The following is an 18,315-nucleotide window of genomic DNA, read 5'->3' on the forward strand; positions in this document are numbered from 1 at the left end:
CCGGTCGCCACGAACGGAAGAACGCTCCCACCGAGCAGGACTCGGTGGGAGCGTTCTCGTTCGCTCGGGAGTGTGGTCAGCCGTAATGGCAGACGTAGCTGACGGCCTCGGTCACCTCGATGTCGAAGGACGAGTCGCCGGGCACCGAGAAGGAGTCGCCTGCACCGTAGGAGGTCCAGTCCTCGCTGCCGGCCAACCGGACGCGGCACGCGCCGCTGTGCAGCTCCATGACCTCGGGAGCAGCAGTGCCGAAGTTCAGGGTCGCGGGCAGGATCACGCCGGCCGACTTGCGGGTTCCATCCGCCAGATGGAAGTTGTGGCTGACGCACTTGCCGTCGAAGTAGACGTTGGCACGCGGGTCGAGCGTCACGTTGGCGTAGGTCGAAGTCGGCTCACTCATGAGCTGGAGCGTAGCGAGGCGGGTGCAGGTCGCCGGTCGCCGGGGTCGGTGTGCTCCCGTCCGTCGCGAGGTGCATCTCAGGCGCCCTTCACCGAGTCGACGATGTCGAGATAGTGCTGGTTGTACATCACCGCGAGCACGTTGCCGAACGGGTCGACGACCGAGGCGGTGACGAACCCGGGACCGCGTTCGGTGATGCCCTCGTGCGTGGTGGCTCCGAGCGACAGGAGCCGCTCGTAGGTGGCCTCGACGTCGTCGACCGCCCAGTAGGTGAGCGTCGCGCCGGTGTCCGAACCGGTCCGGTGCGGCGGCGCGAACCGGCGCTCGATGAATCCGAGCTCGTGCTGGAAGTCGCCGATCCGGAACTCGACGTACGCCGGAGCTCCGTCGACCTCCCGTACGAAATACGGCTCGACACCGAGCAGTTCGGTGTACCAGTCGATGGCGGCACGCAGGTCGTCGACGATGTAGTTGGTGGTGGTGAGTCCTCGCAACATGACGGTCGTTCCTCTCGTTGGTCTTCTGGGAACAACTCTCGCAGTCAAAGTGCTCATCGACTGAGCACTTTCTTCGGGATACTCGAGGCATGCGCGCAGACCGGCTCGTCGCGGCCCTGTTGTTCCTCCAACAGCGTGGGCGGGTGACCGCTGCAGACCTTGCGGAGGAGCTCGAGGTGTCGGTGGCGACGGCGCGCCGCGACCTCGAAGCGTTGTCGGCGGCAGGCATCCCCGTCTATCCGCAGCCGGGACGCGGAGGCGGGTGGTCGCTCGTCGGCGGTGCCCGGACCGACCTCAGCGGACTGTCGGCCACCGAGACCCGGGCGTTGTTCCTCCTCGTCGGGCCGGCGGCGTCCGTGTCGGCGGAGGCCAAGATCGCGCTTCGCAAGCTCGTCCGCGCCCTGCCGCAGACCTTCCGGGCCGACGCCGAAGCGGCCGCCGGTGCGGTGATGAACGACCGGACGGGGTGGAGCGGGCTCGACCGCCCGCGACCCGAGATCGTCGACCTTCTGCAGACGGCGGTGGTGCGTCGACGGAAGGTCCGGTTCACCTACACGAACGCCATGCGGGAGCGATCGGAGCGCGTCGTCGATCCGTGGGGACTCGTCGACAAGGACGGCACCTGGTATCTGATCGCCGGCACCGAGCGAGGGCAGCGCACCTTCCGCGTCGACCGGATCAGCGGGGCCGAACCGACCGATGACGCCGCAGAACGACCCGACGACTTCGCGCTCGAGCAGGCGTGGGACGAGGTGGTCGGCCAGGTCGAGCAGAAGCGCTCGCGCACGTGGGCGACGGTTCTCATCGGAAGCCGATACGTCCCGATCCTGCGGAACCATTTCGGTCGGCACTGCCACGTCGACGACGAACTCGACGACGGACACAGTCGGGTGCGGATCGCCGCGCCGACGCTGCTCGACATCGCCCGGAATCTCGCCGGATGGGGCGCGCTGGTCGAGGTGCTCGATCCGGTCTCGGTGCGGGAAGAACTGGCGCGTATCGGAACCGAGCTCGCCGACCGTTACGCCCGCTGAGCGCAGAGTGCGTTCGGCGGGAAGCTCACAACGCTGAAGTGAGGCTCACAACCCGGAGGGTCGACCACCAGGGTTGTGAGCCTCACTTTTCGGTTGTGAGCCTTCTGCGGGATAGGTCTTGCAACCGGAAACGGGGCCTGCTGGACTCACCTGAGTCAGTCCGGGCCGCGCACAGTGCTGTCCGTCCCCATGCGTCCTATGGGGTGCGTATGCGAGGCCGTAGTGGTACGTGAGCGTGCCAAGCGCTCGGTCCGAGCGGGTGACCGACCGCAGTGACGGGGTCGGGGGTCCGAAAGATCCGACGCTGTCGGACGGCGGGAAGGAATGCGGCGTCGGCCCCGAGGCGCTCGCGAAGGTAGGAGCGGCGCAGGGGGCTGTGCATCGATCAGTCGGCGGCGCGCTTACGTGGCCGACCACGCCGCGCCGTCTTCTTGACCGGGGCTCTCCGTCGCGGCTCGGCCTGCTGTGGCTCGTCCTCGACCTCGCCCTCGTCTTCATCCGGGTCCTCGTCCGAACCTTCGGCGGTGTCCGCTTCCTCGTCCGGCTCCTCGTCTTCGTCCTCGTCCGCATCGGCTTGTGGACTGTCGGATGGGGCGTCCCGCCAACTGAATTCGACCTCGATCTCGACCTGGTCGCCGTCCACCTCGATCTCGAGTTCCCATTCGAGCCGGTCGGCGACGACGAGCGAAATGGAATCACCGCCCGAGTCCAGTTCCACCTCGGATCCCGTCGCCAAGGCACGACCGAGTGCAATCAGCCGGTCGGACGCCTGCTTGCGGGTAAGTTGGGCCTTCTGCTTGATCTCCAGCTTGGGCACGGCAACTCCTGACCTCGATGAAGTATGCATCCACGGTATCCGTCGCGGGGTAGACCGGAGTCGTGAACGAGGAGCCGTGACGAGTTCGACGTTCGTCGTCCGGGCGAGTTACATGCGCGCAACCGATCGCGGCGAAAAGTTGCTCCGGGCGGGATTAGACTCACCGGTGTCGCAGGCCTGCCGATGATGTCGGGCCCGGTGCCTTGCCGGTGCCGGTTCGTGTGGCGGTGGTTCTGTTCGTGTTGCGACGGTCGACGGCGTGGTCGGTGGTTCTTCTGTCAGGAGTTGTCATGGCCCGTTCCGTTCGAGATGAAGAAGGCCGTTCGTCGGTAGATGAGGTGACCCTGCGCGACCTCGAGATGGTGGTTCAGGCACTGACCGGCCGAGGTGCGGACGCAGAGGCCGTCGAGTTCGGGAGCAGTCGAGGAGCTGCAGAGCCGGCCGGGCGGTCCGATGTGCCGGATGGGAGGCGTCGTCGCCGCACGCAGCGGTGATGCCACTCTCGGCCCGCCGGAGTACGGCTGGATGCTGCGCAGAACAGTCATGAGTGCTTGCTCCGAGAGCATCGACATGTGACGCTGACCACATGGTGGAGTCGCCCGAGGTTCTCGACGATCTACGCGCCGGAGGTCATGCCCTCGACGCTCTCTGCCGGCTCGAAGCTCGGCGGACAGGTTGCCCGGTGCGGGAGCGGATCGCGTGAACCGCGTCGTGCGAGTCGGCAACTGCTCCGGCTTCTACGGCGACCGTCTGTCGGCGATGCGCGAGATGCTCGAAAGCGGGGAACTCGACTACCTGACCGGCGACTACCTCGCGGAACTGACGATGCTCATCCTCGGTCGTGACCGTCTGAAGAATCCGGATCTCGGTTACGCCAAGACCTTCCTGCGGCAGGCCGAGGACTGCATGGGGCTCGCCCTCGACAAGGGCGTGCGGATCGTCGCGAACGCGGGAGGTCTCAACCCTGCGGGTCTGGCCGCGGCGCTGCGCACGGTTGCAGATCGGCTGGGTCTGTCGCCGCGCATCGCCCACGTCGAAGGTGACGATCTCCTCACTCGCATCGACGAGTTCGGTTTCGCCGCCGACCCGCGCCCGCTCACCGCGAACGCATATCTTGGTGCGTGGGGCATCGCGCGGTGCCTCGATGCCGGAGCCGACATCGTCGTGACCGGACGCGTTACCGACGCATCGGTGATCGTCGGTCCCGCCGCCGCCCATTTCGGTTGGGCTCCCGACGACTTCGATGCGCTCGCCGGTGCTGTTGTCGCAGGGCACGTCATCGAATGCGGCACCCAGGCGACCGGCGGAAACTATGCGTTCTTCACCGAACTCGATGACCTCGTCCGCCCCGGATTCCCCGTCGCCGAGATCGAGGCCGACGGCGCGGCGACGATCACCAAGCAGCCGGGCAGCGGAGGAGCCGTCACCGTCGGCACGGTCACCGCACAACTGCTGTACGAGGTGACGGGCGGACGCTACGCGAACCCCGACGTCACCGCGCGCATCGACACCGTCATGCTGAGCCGGGAAGCACCCGATCGTGTCCGCATCACCGGGGTGAAGGGCGAACCACCCCCACCGACCCTGAAGGTGTGCCTCAACGCGCTCGCCGGGTTCTACAACGAGGTCGTCTTCGTCCTGACCGGACTGGACATCGATGCGAAGGCCCAGTTGGTGCGAGCTCAGATGGAATCGAACCTGCCGAGACGACCTGCCGAACTCGAGTGGACCCTCGCGCGCACCGACCATGCCGATGCCGACACCGAGGAAACCGCGAGCGCTCTGCTGCGCTGCACTGCGCGCGATCCCGACCCCGACGTCGTCGGACGCGCATTCACCTCCACGGCAGTCGAGTTCGCCCTTGCCGGCTATCCCGGGTTCTTCGTCACCGCCCCGCCCGGCTCGGGCACCGCCTACGGGGTCTACACGGCCGAGTACGTCGCAGCGACGCGCGTGCCGCACATCGCAGTGCTGGCCGACGGCACACGCGTCGACATCCCCACCGCGCCGATCACCCGGGCCCTCGAACCGTTGCCGGACCCGGGCGGGCCCGCGCCTCTGCCGCCCGGGCAGACTCGTCGCGTTCCGCTCGGCACGATCGCCGGTGCCCGAAGCGGTGACAAGGGCGGTGACGCCAACATCGGAGTGTGGGTCCGATCCGACGACGAATGGCAGTGGCTTGCAAACACTCTCACCGTCGAGACGCTGAAGGATCTGCTTCCCGAGGTCGAACCCTTGTCCGTCACGCGTCATCTGCTTCCGAATCTGCGGGCGGTGAACTTCGTGATCGAGGGAATCCTCGGTCGCGGCGTCGCCTCCCGCGCTCGCTTCGACCCGCAGGCCAAGGGGCTCGGTGAATGGTTGCGAGCCCGATACATCGACATCCCCACCGTCCTGCTGGAGAAACACACGTGAGCACCTTGATCTCGACCCTCGATCCCGGCTCCACCGAATACGGCGCGGCCGCCGAGACGATGCGTGCTCGCCTGGCCGAACTCGACATCGAACACGGCAGGGCCCTTGCCGGCGGAGGAGAGAAATACGTTCGGCGACACCACGACCGCGGCAAGTTGCTTGCGCGGGAGAGGATCGAACTGCTCCTCGACCCCGACTCGCCGTTCCTCGAGCTCTCACCGCTCGCGGCCTGGGGCACCGAGTTTCCCGTCGGAGGCAGCGTCGTCACCGGCATCGGTGTGATCGAAGGCGTCGAATGTGTCATCGCGGCTCACGACCCCACCGTCCGCGGCGGCACCAGCAATCCGTGGACACTGCGCAAGACGCTGCGTGCCGACGACATCGCTCTGCAGAACCGGATGCCGCTGATCACCCTCGTCGAATCCGGTGGCGCGGATCTGCCCACGCAGAAGGAAGTGTTCATCCCCGGCGGCCGACTCTTCCGTGATCTGACCCGGTTGTCGGCGGCAGGTATCCCGACGATCGCGTTGGTGTTCGGCAATTCGACCGCCGGAGGCGCGTACATCCCTGGAATGTCCGACCACGTGGTGATGATCGAGAAGCGGTCGAAGGTGTTCCTCGCCGGTCCGCCGCTGGTGAAGATGGCCACCGGTGAGGAATCGGACGACGAGTCACTCGGCGGCGCCGAGATGCACGCCCGTATCTCGGGTCTGGCCGACCACTTCGCGGTCGACGAACAGGACGCGGTGCGCATCGGTCGCAGCATCGTGCGGCGTCTCAACCACCGCAAGGCCGGCCCGGCACCCTGGACGGAGGTACGCGACCCCCGGTACGACGCCGAGGAGCTGCTCGGGATCGTCCCCGAGGATCTTCGGCGGCCCTTCGATCCGCGGGAAGTCATCGCCCGCGTGGTCGACGATTCCGACTTCGACGAGTTCAAACCGCTCTACGGGTCGTCGCTCGTGACCGGATGGGCACAGGTGCACGGCTATCCGATCGGGATTCTCGCCAACGCGCGCGGCGTGCTGTTCAACGAGGAATCGCAGAAGGCAGCGCAGTTCATCCAACTCGCCAACCGTGCCGATACGCCGCTGTTGTTCCTGCACAACACCACCGGATACATGGTGGGACGGGAATACGAGGAACGCGGCATGATCAAACACGGGGCGATGATGATCAACGCGGTCGCCAACTCCACGGTGCCGCACATCTCCATCCTCATCGGCGCGTCCTACGGCGCCGGCCACTACGGCATGTGCGGACGTGCCTTCGATCCGCGGTTCCTGTTCGCGTGGCCCAGCGCCAAGTCTGCGGTCATGGGAGGCGCCCAACTGGCCGGGGTCATCTCTCTCGTGGGCCGTGCGGCCGCGCAGGCACGCGGCCAGGACTTCGACGAGGCCGCCGACGAGGCGATGCGCGCGGCGGTCGAGAACCAGATCGAAGCCGAATCGCTGCCGATGTTCCTGTCCGGTCGTCTCTACGACGACGGCATCATCGACCCCCGCGATACCCGCACCGTGCTGGGACTGTGCCTGTCGGCCGTTGCCACCGCCCCGATCAGAGGCGCCGAATCCTTCGGCGTCTTCCGGATGTGAGGTTCCCGTGACCGAATCGACCATCACCTCGGTGCTCGTGGCGAATCGTGGGGAGATCGCCCGCCGCGTGTTCGCTTCGTGCCGTCGGGCCGGACTCGGCGCGATCGCGGTGTTCTCCGATGCCGACGCGGACAGTCCGCACGTCGACGACGCCGATGCCGCCGTGCGACTTGCGGGAGTCACCCCTGCCGAGACCTACCTCGACGGGAAGAAGATCGTCGCCGCTGCGCTGGCGGCCGGTGCCGACGCGGTCCATCCGGGTTACGGGTTCCTGTCCGAGAACGCCGGATTCGCGCGTACTGTGCTCGACGCGGGGTTGAACTGGATCGGACCGCGCCCGGACTCGATCGAACGGATGGGTTCGAAGGTCGCAGCCAAGAAGATGATGGCCGACGCCGGTGTCCCGGTTCTCGCCGAACTCGACCCCGCCGACATCACCGACGCCGACCTCCCGGTGCTCGTCAAGGCATCCGCAGGCGGCGGAGGACGCGGAATGCGGGTGGTGCGAACGTTGGCCGACCTGCCTGGGCAACTCGATGCTGCCCGCCGGGAGGCCGCGTCGGCGTTCGGCGACCCGACGGTGTTCTGCGAGCGGTACCTCGAGAACGGACGGCACGTCGAGGTCCAGATCCTCGCGGACCGACACGGCACGGTATGGGCAGTGGGCGAACGTGAATGCTCGATCCAACGGCGCCACCAGAAGGTGATCGAGGAGGCACCCTCACCACTCGTCGATGCGATCGAGGGGATGCGCCCGCGCCTGTTCGACGCCGCCAGGCGTGCCGCACAGGCCATCGGATACGAAGGCGCCGGCACCGTCGAGTTCCTCGCGGACGGCTCGGGGCAGTTCCACTTCCTGGAGATGAACACGCGGCTGCAGGTCGAGCACCCCGTCACCGAATGCACGACCGGGCTCGATCTCGTCGATCTCCAGTTCCGCATCGCCGACGGTGACCCCCTCGACCCCGAACCACCCCCGGTACACGGCCATTCCGTGGAGGCCAGGCTCTACGCCGAGGACCCGGCCCGGGACTGGCAACCGCAGTCCGGCACCGTGCACCGGTTCGCGCTGCCGCAAGAGGCACGCGAGTTCGACGTGCTCCGGCACACCGGTGTGCGTGTCGACTCCGGTGTCGTCGCGGGAACGGAGGTCGGCGTCCACTACGACGCGATGCTCGCCAAGGTCATCTCGTACGCGCCGACCCGCGACCGCGCGGTGCGTCTACTGGCGTCGACGCTGACGCGCACCGAGATCCACGGCATCGTCACCAACCGCGATCTCCTCGTCGCGGTGCTGCGACATTCCGCCTTCCGTGCGGGGGAGACCGACACGGCCTTCTTCGACACCCATGGACTTGCGGAACTGTCGGCGCCGATCGCCTCCGCGCAGGCGGAAGCGATCTCCGCAATCGCCGCCGCTCTGGCGGAGTCGGCCGCCAACCGTGCCGCTGCCACGGTGAATGCGGGTCTGCCCTCGGGATGGCGGAATCTGCCGTCGCAGCCGCAGGTCAAACGATTCACAGGCGTTCACGACGACCACGAGGTGCACTACCGGATCACGCGCGACGGTGTCCGCATCGACGGCCGGGATGACCTCGGCGTCGTGGGGTTCACCCCGGATCGCGTCGTTCTGGATGTCGACGGTGTCCGCCGAGTTTTCGCAGTTGCGCGGTACGGCGACGCGGTGCACGTCGACTCGTCGCTAGGACCGGTGCGATTGACCGCAGTACCGCGCTTCGTCGACCCCACCGCCCGGATCGCTACAGGATCACTGCTCGCACCCATGCCGGGATCGGTGACCAGGCTCGGTGCTGCCGTCGGCGACGTGGTGGACGCGGGCAGGCCGCTCGTGTGGATCGAAGCGATGAAGATGGAGCACACCGTCACCGCACCCACCGCCGGCACCCTCACGACACTCGCCGTCGAGGTCGGCGATCAGGTCGCCGTCGGCGCCGTCCTCGCTGTCGTCACGCCACACGACGAGGCCGCACCGGACGAGAGCCCCGACAACGAAGGGGGCCACCACCTCGAGGAGTTGTCATGACCGAACCCGATCCGGTGGTGGTGCGTCACGCCGTCGACCACGGCACTGCGACACTGACCCTCGACTCACCGCACAACCGCAACGCCCTGTCCGTCCCGCTGCTGACGCAACTGAGCCGCGGACTCGACGACGCGGCTTCCGACCCCGACGTCCGCGCGGTCGTCCTCACTCATATCGGTGGAACATTCTGTGCTGGAGCGGATCTGAGTAATTCATCCGGGTCCGCGCAGGAGACGGTTGCCGCACGCACCCGTGACATGGCTGCCTTGCTCCGGCAGATCCTGGAACTCCCCAAACCGGTCCTGGCCCGCATCGACGGGCACGTCCGCGCCGGCGGCATGGGTCTGATCGGGGCCTGCGACATCGTCGTCGCCGGGCCCGCCTCTACATTCGCGCTCACCGAGGCACGGCTCGGTCTGGCCGCCTCCATCATCTCCTTGACCGTGCTCCCGCGGTTGTCGTCGCGCGCGGCTGCACGCTATTTCCTGACCGGCGAACGGTTCGGCCCCGAGGAGGCGTGCTCCGAGGGGCTCGTCACCCTGTCGGTAGCCGATACCGGAGCGGTGCTAGTGGAGTTGCTCGCGGAGATCCGTGCATGCTCACCGCAAGGCCTGGCCGAATCGAAACGTCTCGTCACGCAGCGCATCCTCGAGGACTTCGATCGCTACGGAGACGACCTGGCAGCACGTTCGGCACAGATGTTCGGTTCCGAGGAAGCCACGGAAGGGATGACGGCGTTTCTGCAGAAGCGGCGCCCGTGGTGGGATATTCGGTGACGGCGTGTCACTCGAGGATCCCGTGTTCCGTCCATCGGAACCAGGGTGCGAGTCGGTAGTCGAGGCACGATGGGAGACGGTGTGGACCAGGTGACGTTCGCCGATGTGCAGGAAGCGGACGATCGAATCGGCAACAGTGTCCGCCGCGCTACGGTGGCGCGTATCGGCATGGACACGAATGTCGAAGGTGCCTCCTACGATCTGTATTTCGCACTGGAGTTCATGCAGCACACCGGATCGTTCAAGGCCCGCGGCGCACAGAACTTCCTGCGGGCGCATCGGGAGCAGGGATCCCTGCCCGACGCCGGCGTCACGATCGCGTCCGGCGGTAATGCGGGACTGGCGTGTGCATGGGCAGCGCAGGAACACCGGGTTCCCGCTACCGTGTTCCTCCCCGAGACGGCCCCGCAGATCAAGGTGGATCGGTTGCGCAGTTACGGGGCGGATGTGCGACTCGTCGGAGTGGAATACGCCGAGGCACAGTTCGCCTGTAGCGAGTTCGCCGCGAGCAGCGGAGCTCTCATCTCCCATGCCTACGACCACCCGCTGATCGCCGCCGGTGCCGGAACGGTGATGACGGACATCCTCTCCCAGGTTCCCGACCTGAACACAGTGGTGGTCGCGGTCGGTGGTGGGGGACTGTTCTCAGGGGTCGCTGCAGTTGCACACCACCACGGTGTGCAGACCGTTGCTGTCGAACCGGAGAACTGTCGAGCGCTCAACGCCGCACTCGGGACGGGAAGTCCGGTCGATGTTCCCGTCGACTCGGTGGCGGCGGATTCACTCGGTGCCCGCCGCGTGTCCGCTATGGCGCTCGCAACCGCGCAGAACGCCCTGGTGCGGTCGGTTACCGTGTCCGATCAGGCGATCGTGCAGGCACGGCAATCACTGTGGGACGAGTACCGCCTGGTTGTCGAGCATGCAGCCTCGACTGCCCTGGCCGGCGCCCGCGGTGCAGGAGACCATCTCCCTGCGCCCGGGGAGAAGGTCTGCGTCATTCTGTGCGGAGCGAACACCGATCCTGCCGACCTCGTACCGGGCAGATGAGCGCTCTTCGTGGGGAATCGCTTGCTGTCAGGAGTACCGACGCTGTCACGGTTGTAGGCCCAAGCGGATCGCGAACACGACCAGCTGTGCCCGGTCACGAGCGCCGAGTTTGAGCATCGCGCGCGAGACGTGCGTGCGCACGGTGTCGGGGCTGACGACCAGCTCGTCGGCGATCTCCTTGTTCGAGCGTCCCGTCGCGACCCAGGCGACGACCTCGCGTTCCCGCGCCGTGAGGTCCCCGATACGAGGGTGCGGTTGCGCGGTGTCCTGCGTGTGGACGAAGTGCTCGATCACGCGCCGGGTGACCGACGGCGCGAGCAGCGATCCGCCGTCGGCGACGACGCGCACAGCATCGAGCAGAGCCGTCGGCTCCGCGTCCTTGAGCAGGAATCCGCTCGCGCCGGCATGCAATGCCTCGAAGACGTATTCGTCCAGTTCGAAGGTCGTGAGCATCACGACGCGGACATCTCGCAGCGCAGGGTCGGCGGTGATCCGGCGCAAGACCTCGAGGCCGTCGGGTGCCGGCATGCGGATGTCGCACAGAACGACGTCGGGGCGGGTGTGCGCCACGACTGCGAGCGCCTCGATGCCGCCGGCCGCCTCACCGACGACCTCGATATCCGGTTCGGAGGCGAACAACGTCCGCAGTCCTACCCGGACGAGGGCCTGATCGTCGACGAGCACCACCCGCACGGTCACAGCGAGTCCTCCACACGCTCGGACGCACCGACGGGGAGCACTGCCCGCACGACGAATCCGCGTTCGGGTCCGGGCTCGGCGATGAGCGTTCCACCGAGGGCCGCCGCCCGATCCTCCATCGCGCGAAGCCCGAGTCCGCCGGTGGAGGCGCTCGTGGTGCGGCCACGTCCGTCGTCGGCGACCCGCACGGTCACGGCCCGTCCTTCGTCAGCTATTTCGACGATCACCGTGTCTGCCTGCGCATGCCGCAGAACGTTGGTCATCGCCTCCGCCACGATCGAATACGCGACATGATCGACGTCGGTGGGCAGCGGGTGTGCCGGCACCTGCACGTCGACGACGAGTCCGGCAGCCCGGATCCGGTCGACGAGGACCGGAAGGTCGGCGAGACCGCGCTGCGGCCGGCGTTCGGCGGTGTCTCCGGTGAGGGTCGTGAGTTCTGCACGCAGTTCACCGAGCGCATCGCGACTCGTGTCGCGGATGGCGACCAGCGCGTCCCGCACCGCGTCGGGATCGCGGTCGAGCACGTGCAGTGCGACGCCGGCCTGCATCGCGATCACCGCAAGTCCGTGCCCGACCCCGTCGTGCAGGTCGCGGGCGATCCGTAGTTGTTCCTCGGTCGCAGCGCGGCGGACCCGTTCGGCGTTCGCATCCCGCCGTGCCGACCGCCAGAGACCCACCGCAGCGGCAGCGACGGCGATGGCCGCGGTGCCGAGCGTCTGCCACATCGCGACCCACGCGGGATACCCGGTGACGACGACCCGTGCCGTCATCCCGACGGCCAGCACGAGACCTGCAACAAGGCCCGGGACAGCGAGCTCGCGGACCGGCCTCGCACTCGACGCACCGAACGCCGCCAGGGCGGGTAGGAGGTAGATCGGCCCGTCGGCGCCGCCGGTCGCGAAGTACACCCCCAGGAGTGCAGGTACCGCGACCAGGGCTGTTCGCGGCCATCGCGTTGCGGTCAGCGCGACTCCGACGCACGCCGCTGCGAGTACACCCGCGCCGATCATCGCGGGCAGCGGTCGCATGCTGTTCGCCCCGAGCGTCGCCACCGTGGCCAGGGCAGCGAGAGTGACCGCGAACCCCACGCGGAGCATCACCGGCTCGGCGACCGCACGGCTGTGATCGATTTCCACATCATCCGACGCTAGCCGCGCCGGCCTGTCGACTCGGCACGCATTCCGTACGCAATTCTGCGTAGCTCGATCACGCCCGTCGGCGGACGACCACGGTGCCTTTCCGGACCACGATCGGAGCATGACCGAAGACACCCGAATCACCACCACCGACCCACCCGGCCGAGTGCCCTCCACCGGGACCGACACCGTCGTGGAGACCTCGGCCCTGACCAAACGCTACGGCGATCGCGCAGCCGTCGATGCCGTCGATGCCGTCGACATGACGGTCCGACGCGGCGAGATCTACGGATTCCTCGGCCCCAACGGTGCGGGGAAGACCACGACGCTCCGCATGATCCTCGGCCTGATCCGCCCGACCTCCGGAACCGTCCGCGTCCTCGGCAGGCCGGCCGGATCCCGCGAAGCATCAGCGTCCACGGGCGCACTCATCGAAGGACCCGGTTTCTTCCCGTACCTGTCGGGACGCGCGAACCTCCGCACCCTCGCACGCCATCGCGGGCTGAGCGACCGATCCGTCGAGGAGGTGCTGGCTCGGGTCGGCCTCGTCGATCGAGGCGGTGACGCGTACAAGTCGTACTCGCTCGGGATGAAGCAACGTCTCGGAGTTGCTGCGGCCCTGCTCGGCGACCCGGAGCTGATCGTGCTCGACGAACCCACCAACGGACTCGACCCGAGCGGCATGGCCGATATGCGAGCCCTCATCGTCGAACTCGCCCGGTCCGGGCACACAGTGATTCTGTCGAGTCACCTGCTCGGCGAGGTCCAGGAGATCTGCGACCGTGTCGGCGTGATCGCGAACGGGCGCCTGGTTCGCGAATCGACCGTCTCCACCCTCCTCGGCGATGCGGTGCTGAAGGTTCGAGGCACGCCCGTGCACCGGGTGGTCTCGATCGCGTCGGATCTCGCCGGTGAGAATGGGTTCGAGATCGACGGTGACTCGGTGCTGCTGGATCTGCCGCCCGATCGCGCCCCCGAGGTCGTTCGCGCGCTCGTCGCCGAGGACGTGGACGTGTCGTCGATCGGACCGGCCGAACGCACCCTCGAGGATGTGTTCTTCGAAATGACCACTGCTTCCACACCCATGAAGGGGGCGTGACATGTCCGCCTCGACACTCCGTTCGCATTCCGACTCCGACTCACTTGTCCTGCGACACAACACCGTTGCTCGGAGCTTGCGTGCCGAGCTGTACCGGTTGCGTGCATGGCCGGCGATGTGGGCGACCGTCGGCACGTGGTTCCTGCTCGCGATGGTTTTCGGCTACGTGTTCCCGTACGTCTCCTACACGACCGGGACGGCCGGGTTCTCCACGGAAGGGGAGCCGACCGAGGCGTTGCTGCGCAGCGTCCTGCCCGAATCGATCCCCGACGTCCTGGTCCAGGGCACACCGTTGTTCGGTGGCGCGCTCGTGCTCGTCCTGGGTGCCCTCATCGCCGGGAACGGATACAGCTGGGGGACGTGGAAGACCGTGTTCACCCATGGCCGTCTGCGCCCGACGATCGGCGCCCTGCTCGCTCTTGCGGTGATCGTTGCCGCGATGGTGGTCGTCACCGCTGTGCTGTGCACGATCGTGTCCGTCTCGCTCGCCGCGATCGAATCGCAACCGCTCACGATGCCGTCGGCCGACGCACTTCTTCGCTCCGCGGGTACGGCGTACCTCGTGTTCATGATGTGGGGAACGATCGGCTTCGCGCTCTGCACCTACGCCCGCAGCGCGGCGCTGTCGGTCGGCCTGGGCCTGGTGTGGACTCTCGTCGTCGAGAATCTGCTGCGAGGGGTCGGCTCCGCGCTGCAGCTCGTCGAGGACGTCACCGCCTTCCTCCCAGGAACCGCCGCCGGATCGCTCGTCGGCGCGGTGACCGGAGGAGGGGACGGCACACCCGGGGTGGTGGACGTGATCTCGGGACCGAGGGCACTCATCACCGTCACCGCCTACATCGTCGTCGCGGTGGTGACCACGGGAGTCCTGGTCCGGAGCAGGGATGTGAACTGACCGCAGGGATTCTCGAAGGGATAACCGGAACAGGAGAGGGGTACTCCGTCGAGCATGACGACCAGCTCGCGGGGCCCCGGTGATCCGAACCCCGACTACTCGCCGCCCGCGCGGCGTAGCGATACTCCGGTCCCACCATCCGGCGCGACACCGGATCCGGACGCTCCCAGCAGGTTGCATCCCGATGTCGCCCGGGGCAAAGGCATCAAGGGCACCCGCACCGGGGCGTTGTGGACCGCACTGCTGGTCGGTGTATTGATCCTGTTGTTGCTGTTGGTGTTCATCCTTCAGAACCTGGACAGCGTCACCCTCGAATTGTTCGCGTGGGACTTCTCGCTGCCGTTGGGCGTGGCATTGCTGTTCGCTGCGATCGCCGGAGCGGTGATCGTCGGACTCGCCGGGGGTCTGCGGATCCTGCAGCTCCGCCTCGCTGCCAACCGGCAGCGCGCACGCACCGTCCGGTAAGACGGATCCCGACTGCGGTACACCCCCGCCGGCCGCTCTTCCTTCGTAGAGTGAAAGATCTCGAGTGGGGAGAACGCCATGGCCGCCACAGGACCGATCGACACCTCTCCTGTGCGCGGTGGGACGGCGGCCACGATCGGCGTCGAAGAGGAATTCGTCCTGGTCGATCCCCGCACCGGCGATCCCATCCTGCGCAGTCTCGATGTGGTCGAGGCCGGACGCGCACTCGGCATCGAGCTCGAGGTCGAGCTTTCCCCGTGTCAGGTCGAGACCGCCACTGCGGTGTGCACTCACCCGCAGGACCTACGCGAACAGCTGCGCCGCTCCCGCGCGACGGCGGTGGAGGCCGCGGCGCGCGCAGGATGCCGGCTCGTCGCGGTCGGAACACCGATCTTCGAACCTCCGAGCGGTGCGGTCACCGGCACGCCTCGTTACCAACGCATGGCACAGCACTATCGTGGTGTCGCCGACGGCGTGATCTGCGGATGCCACGTGCATATCGGTGTCGACGACCGTGATCGTGCTGCTCGGATCATCAACTACCTACGACCGTGGCTTCCCACCCTGCTGGCATTGACCGCGAACTCCCCGATCGCCGACGGTCGGGACACCGGCCATGCCAGCTGGCGCTATCTACGATGGGGGCGCTGGCCGAGCGCGGGGGTGCCTCCGCAGTGCGCTTCGGCCGCGGACTACGACGCGGCGGTCGAATCACTACTTACCACCGGAACGATCCTGGATCCCCGAATGATCTATTGGGATGTGCGCATTTCCGCGCATCATCCGACCCTCGAGATCCGCATCGCGGATGTCCCTGCGACCGTCGAGGAGACCGTCACGCTGGCCACCTTGGTGTATGCATTGGTCGCCGATGCGACAGCGTCGATCGAACGCGGTGAGGCGGCGCCGTCGGTCGACCAGGAGCTGCTGCGCGCGGCGTGCTGGAGAGCCGCGCGGGACGGTTTGGCCGGGCACGGCGTCGATCTCGGCTCTGCGCAGTTGGTTCCGGCTGTCGACCTGATCCGCCGACTGCTCGTGCAGGTCCGGCCGGTCCTGGAGGAACTCGACGCCTATCGTCCCGTGCACGACTCTCTCTCAGTGACCCTGGACCGAGGCAACGGGGCGATCAGTCAACGTCGCATCATCGAGAGTGGAGGGTCCTTCACCGATGTGGTGACCGACGCAGCTCGGCGCACCGTGGAGGGCTGCGGGCCCGATCTGCGTCCGTCGTGACCGCCACGACGGCCGGAGCGCACTGCTTGCGCGCCGACAGGCCCATCGAGGAGCAGACCGTCCTAAGAGCATGTCTCTTATGGCCTAGATCGTTTGTGCGGCATAATGCACTGCCGTGGTCGATGCGTTGTCTTCCCGGCTGGTACCGGATGCGTTGTGGGAGATCGTCGAACCGTTGCTGCCCGGATTCCGGGCGCGGCCCCAAGGCGGCGGCCGGGCGGCGATCGATGATCGGGCGGTGTTCACCGCGATCGTCTACGTGCTCACCAGCGGCTGTGCCTGGCGGCACCTGCCACCGTCGTTCGGGGTCAGCGTTCCGACCGCACACCGCCGCTTCACCACCTGGGTTCGGGCCGGGGTGTTCGACGAGCTGCACCGCCGGGTCCTCGATCGGCTCGGTGCCGGTGGGGACCTGGACTGGTCCGCCGCGATCCTGGACGCAGCGCACGTGCGGGCGAAAAGGGGGGCTCTCTGACCGGTCCCAGCCCGGTCGATCGAGGCAAGAACGGCTCGAAGATCCACATCCTCTCCGATGCCGACGGCATTCCCCTCGTCACGGCGGTGACCTCGGCGAACACCCACGACAGTGTCATGCTGCAACCCATGGTCGCTGCGATTCCGGCGGTGCGTTCGCGTCGCGGTCCGTGGCGCCGCCGACCCGGCCGGTTGCGGGCGGACAAGGGTTACGACTATCCCGTGCACCGCCGGTGGCTGCGGGCCCGGGGCATCGTTCCGCGGATCGCCCGCCGCGGCGTCGACAGCAGCGAACGCCTCGGCCGTTACCGGTGGAAGATCGAACGCACCCTGGCTTGGCTGAGCGGCTATCGCCGGCTGACGATGCGCTACGAACGTCACGGTGAGAACTTTGCTTCCTTTCTCCAACTCGCCGCTGCGCTGACCTGCTTCAAGAAACTCACCAAATGAGACATGCTCTTAGCCTCGAAAGAGGAAGATTCCGTGCAGTAACACCACCGTGCATGGGAGCAGAGATGCCCGATCACACCGTTTCCTCGACCCCGGTCGCACCGCCGAACGATGCCTCCCGGACGCAACTCGTGCAGTGGGCGATCGGGCGCAGCAGCGCCCAGGATCTCGACAGTCTGCGCAACTTCTGGACCGCCGACACCACCGTGCATTTCCCTACCGGGACATGTCACGGCCGCGCCGAGGTCGTGGCCTACTTCGAAGAGGTCTTCGCCGCTCTCGCCGACTTCACCCTCGAGATCGTCTCGGCCGCCGAGTCCGGACATGATGTCCTCGTCCACTGGCATCTGACCGGGCAGCACGTCGGTACCTTCATGGGCATCGCCGGCACAGGGCGACATATCGACCTCGAGGGATTCGACCACTTCGTCATCGAGAACGGACACGTCGTCACCAACACCGTGCGCTACGACCAAATGGAGTTCGCCCGACAGATCACGTTGCTACCGGCCGACGGATCGATTGCCGATCGCGCATTGAAGGCGGCCTTCAATGCCACGACTCGTGTCAGGCACCTCGCCCGCAAGCGGTAGACGCACCGACGGTTTCCACGGCGTCACGACCGCTACCTGCGTGTGCGATCCACTGCGTCGATCACGAGAGCAATCCCGATGCCGAACATCCACACGTCCTTGGCGACGGCGGTGCCGTCCTGGGTGGGTCGGATCGAGCCGCGCTCGTGCATACCGGGGGTTTTCCAGTACATGGTCAACAACCCGCCACTGAAGGCGGCGAGTGCGGTTCCGGCAAGCGCTGAGGGTACGAAGGGTGCGAGGAGTGCTGCGCCGAGGGCGGTTTCGGCTGCAGAGATCGTCTTTCCGAAAGTTTCGGGACGCATCGTCCGTACAGCGGGAACAGCGTTGGCGGCCATGCCCTGTAACCCGGCGGCAGCCTCGGACGGCAGTGCTCGCTTACCGAGTCCCGAATTGAGAATGAACGCGCCGGTGGTCAGGCGCAGGGGAAGATGACTCACTCTCATAGCTTTCTCCTCTGTGCGTGAGGTCGAACGTCGGCTGAAGCATCGGAGCACTTCGATCATCTCGCGCTCGACCGGCAGCCGCCACCCTGTCGGTACCAGGACGTCGACGGCGGGTCGGGCTCCGGCCGCGCGACGAATACATTGGCGTCCACGTCGGTCTCGGCCACGATATCGACCCCGTCCACGTGGGGAACACT

At 67.1% G+C, this 18,315-nt stretch carries 19 protein-coding genes; 12 read left to right on the forward strand and 7 right to left on the reverse strand.

Annotated features, from left to right (window positions below; translation table 11 throughout):
- Window positions 1–76: 76 nt before the first annotated feature.
- Both ppnP and CKW34_RS12300 read right to left on the reverse strand, forming a co-directional pair.
- Window positions 77–400, reverse strand: coding sequence for a pyrimidine/purine nucleoside phosphorylase (gene ppnP / locus CKW34_RS12295; RefSeq protein ID WP_059383442.1), 324 nt, complete (start codon window positions 398–400; stop codon window positions 77–79).
- Window positions 401–477: 77 nt separating this feature from the next.
- The gene (locus tag CKW34_RS12300; RefSeq protein WP_059383441.1) at window positions 478–897 is read right to left on the reverse strand and encodes a VOC family protein; all 420 of its coding nucleotides are present in this window, start codon (window positions 895–897) and stop codon (window positions 478–480) included.
- An 89-nt stretch (window positions 898–986) separates the two neighbouring features.
- Between CKW34_RS12300 and CKW34_RS12305 the strand changes: the two genes are divergently transcribed.
- Window positions 987–1,931 (forward strand): helix-turn-helix transcriptional regulator, encoded by a 945-nt coding sequence (locus CKW34_RS12305; RefSeq protein ID WP_059383440.1) that lies wholly within the window; start codon window positions 987–989, stop codon window positions 1,929–1,931.
- 385 nt (window positions 1,932–2,316) lie between these two features.
- Here the strand turns inward: CKW34_RS12305 and CKW34_RS12310 are convergent, their stop codons facing one another.
- Entirely contained in the window at window positions 2,317–2,748 is a 432-nt protein-coding gene (locus CKW34_RS12310) for an amphi-Trp domain-containing protein (protein WP_059383439.1), read from the reverse strand.
- Window positions 2,749–3,026: 278 nt separating this feature from the next.
- Window positions 3,027–3,293, reverse strand: a complete 267-nt coding sequence (locus CKW34_RS12315) for a hypothetical protein (RefSeq protein WP_143533334.1) — start codon at window positions 3,291–3,293, stop codon at window positions 3,027–3,029.
- Between the two features lie 214 nt (window positions 3,294–3,507).
- Between CKW34_RS12315 and CKW34_RS12320 the strand changes: the two genes are divergently transcribed.
- From CKW34_RS12320 to CKW34_RS12340, 5 genes are all read left to right on the forward strand, one after another.
- Complete coding sequence (locus tag CKW34_RS12320) at window positions 3,508–5,163, forward strand: acyclic terpene utilization AtuA family protein (RefSeq protein ID WP_229582156.1); 1,656 nt, start codon at window positions 3,508–3,510, stop codon at window positions 5,161–5,163.
- Entirely contained in the window at window positions 5,160–6,758 is a 1,599-nt protein-coding gene (locus CKW34_RS12325; RefSeq protein ID WP_059383437.1) for an acyl-CoA carboxylase subunit beta, read from the forward strand. Before CKW34_RS12320 ends, CKW34_RS12325 begins: the two co-directional genes overlap by 4 nt.
- A gap of 7 nt (window positions 6,759–6,765) precedes the next feature.
- Complete coding sequence (locus tag CKW34_RS12330; protein ID WP_059383436.1) at window positions 6,766–8,802, forward strand: acetyl/propionyl/methylcrotonyl-CoA carboxylase subunit alpha; 2,037 nt, start codon at window positions 6,766–6,768, stop codon at window positions 8,800–8,802.
- The gene (locus tag CKW34_RS12335) at window positions 8,799–9,578 is read left to right on the forward strand and encodes an enoyl-CoA hydratase family protein (protein ID WP_059383435.1); all 780 of its coding nucleotides are present in this window, start codon (window positions 8,799–8,801) and stop codon (window positions 9,576–9,578) included. Before CKW34_RS12330 ends, CKW34_RS12335 begins: the two co-directional genes overlap by 4 nt.
- 69 nt (window positions 9,579–9,647) lie before the next feature.
- On the forward strand, window positions 9,648–10,625 hold the full coding sequence (locus tag CKW34_RS12340) for a threonine/serine dehydratase (protein WP_059383434.1): 978 nt from the start codon (window positions 9,648–9,650) through the stop codon (window positions 10,623–10,625).
- A 45-nt stretch (window positions 10,626–10,670) separates the two neighbouring features.
- Here CKW34_RS12340 and CKW34_RS12345 read toward each other — a convergent pair whose 3' ends face one another.
- Together CKW34_RS12345 and CKW34_RS12350 are read right to left on the reverse strand one after the other, a co-directional pair.
- A complete protein-coding gene (locus CKW34_RS12345) occupies window positions 10,671–11,324 on the reverse strand; it encodes a response regulator (protein WP_059383433.1) in 654 nt (217 codons plus the stop codon).
- Window positions 11,321–12,463, reverse strand: a complete 1,143-nt coding sequence (locus CKW34_RS12350) for a sensor histidine kinase (protein ID WP_059383432.1) — start codon at window positions 12,461–12,463, stop codon at window positions 11,321–11,323. Before CKW34_RS12350 ends, CKW34_RS12345 begins: the two co-directional genes overlap by 4 nt.
- 121 nt (window positions 12,464–12,584) lie before the next feature.
- Here CKW34_RS12350 and CKW34_RS12355 point away from each other — a divergent pair, with 121 nt between their 5' ends.
- From CKW34_RS12355 to CKW34_RS12380, 6 genes are all read left to right on the forward strand, one after another.
- A complete protein-coding gene (locus CKW34_RS12355) occupies window positions 12,585–13,562 on the forward strand; it encodes an ABC transporter ATP-binding protein (protein ID WP_059383431.1) in 978 nt (325 codons plus the stop codon).
- Between the two features lie 76 nt (window positions 13,563–13,638).
- Window positions 13,639–14,457 (forward strand): ABC transporter permease, encoded by an 819-nt coding sequence (locus CKW34_RS12360; RefSeq protein WP_226949829.1) that lies wholly within the window; start codon window positions 13,639–13,641, stop codon window positions 14,455–14,457.
- Between the two features lie 54 nt (window positions 14,458–14,511).
- Window positions 14,512–14,922: a LapA family protein gene (locus CKW34_RS12365; RefSeq protein ID WP_080968336.1), complete on the forward strand. Its 411-nt coding sequence runs from the start codon at window positions 14,512–14,514 to the stop codon at window positions 14,920–14,922.
- 78 nt (window positions 14,923–15,000) lie between these two features.
- A complete protein-coding gene (locus CKW34_RS12370) occupies window positions 15,001–16,155 on the forward strand; it encodes a carboxylate-amine ligase (protein WP_059383428.1) in 1,155 nt (384 codons plus the stop codon).
- A gap of 127 nt (window positions 16,156–16,282) precedes the next feature.
- Window positions 16,283–17,079, forward strand: a protein-coding gene (locus CKW34_RS12375) for an IS5 family transposase (RefSeq protein ID WP_414896222.1) whose coding sequence is annotated in 2 segments (ribosomal slippage) — window positions 16,283–16,619 and window positions 16,619–17,079 — 798 coding nt in all. Because the reading frame shifts where the segments join, the coding sequence is not laid out codon by codon here.
- Window positions 17,080–17,144: 65 nt separating this feature from the next.
- Window positions 17,145–17,672, forward strand: a complete 528-nt coding sequence (locus CKW34_RS12380) for an ester cyclase (RefSeq protein ID WP_059384835.1) — start codon at window positions 17,145–17,147, stop codon at window positions 17,670–17,672.
- Between the two features lie 32 nt (window positions 17,673–17,704).
- Here the strand turns inward: CKW34_RS12380 and CKW34_RS12385 are convergent, their stop codons facing one another.
- Window positions 17,705–18,118, reverse strand: a complete 414-nt coding sequence (locus tag CKW34_RS12385) for a type 2 periplasmic-binding domain-containing protein (RefSeq protein WP_059384831.1) — start codon at window positions 18,116–18,118, stop codon at window positions 17,705–17,707.
- Between the last annotated feature and the right edge of the window lie 197 nt (window positions 18,119–18,315).

It is taken from the genome of Rhodococcus rhodochrous, from assembly GCF_900187265.1.
GTDB classification, from domain to species: Bacteria; Actinomycetota; Actinomycetes; order Mycobacteriales; family Mycobacteriaceae; genus Rhodococcus; species Rhodococcus rhodochrous.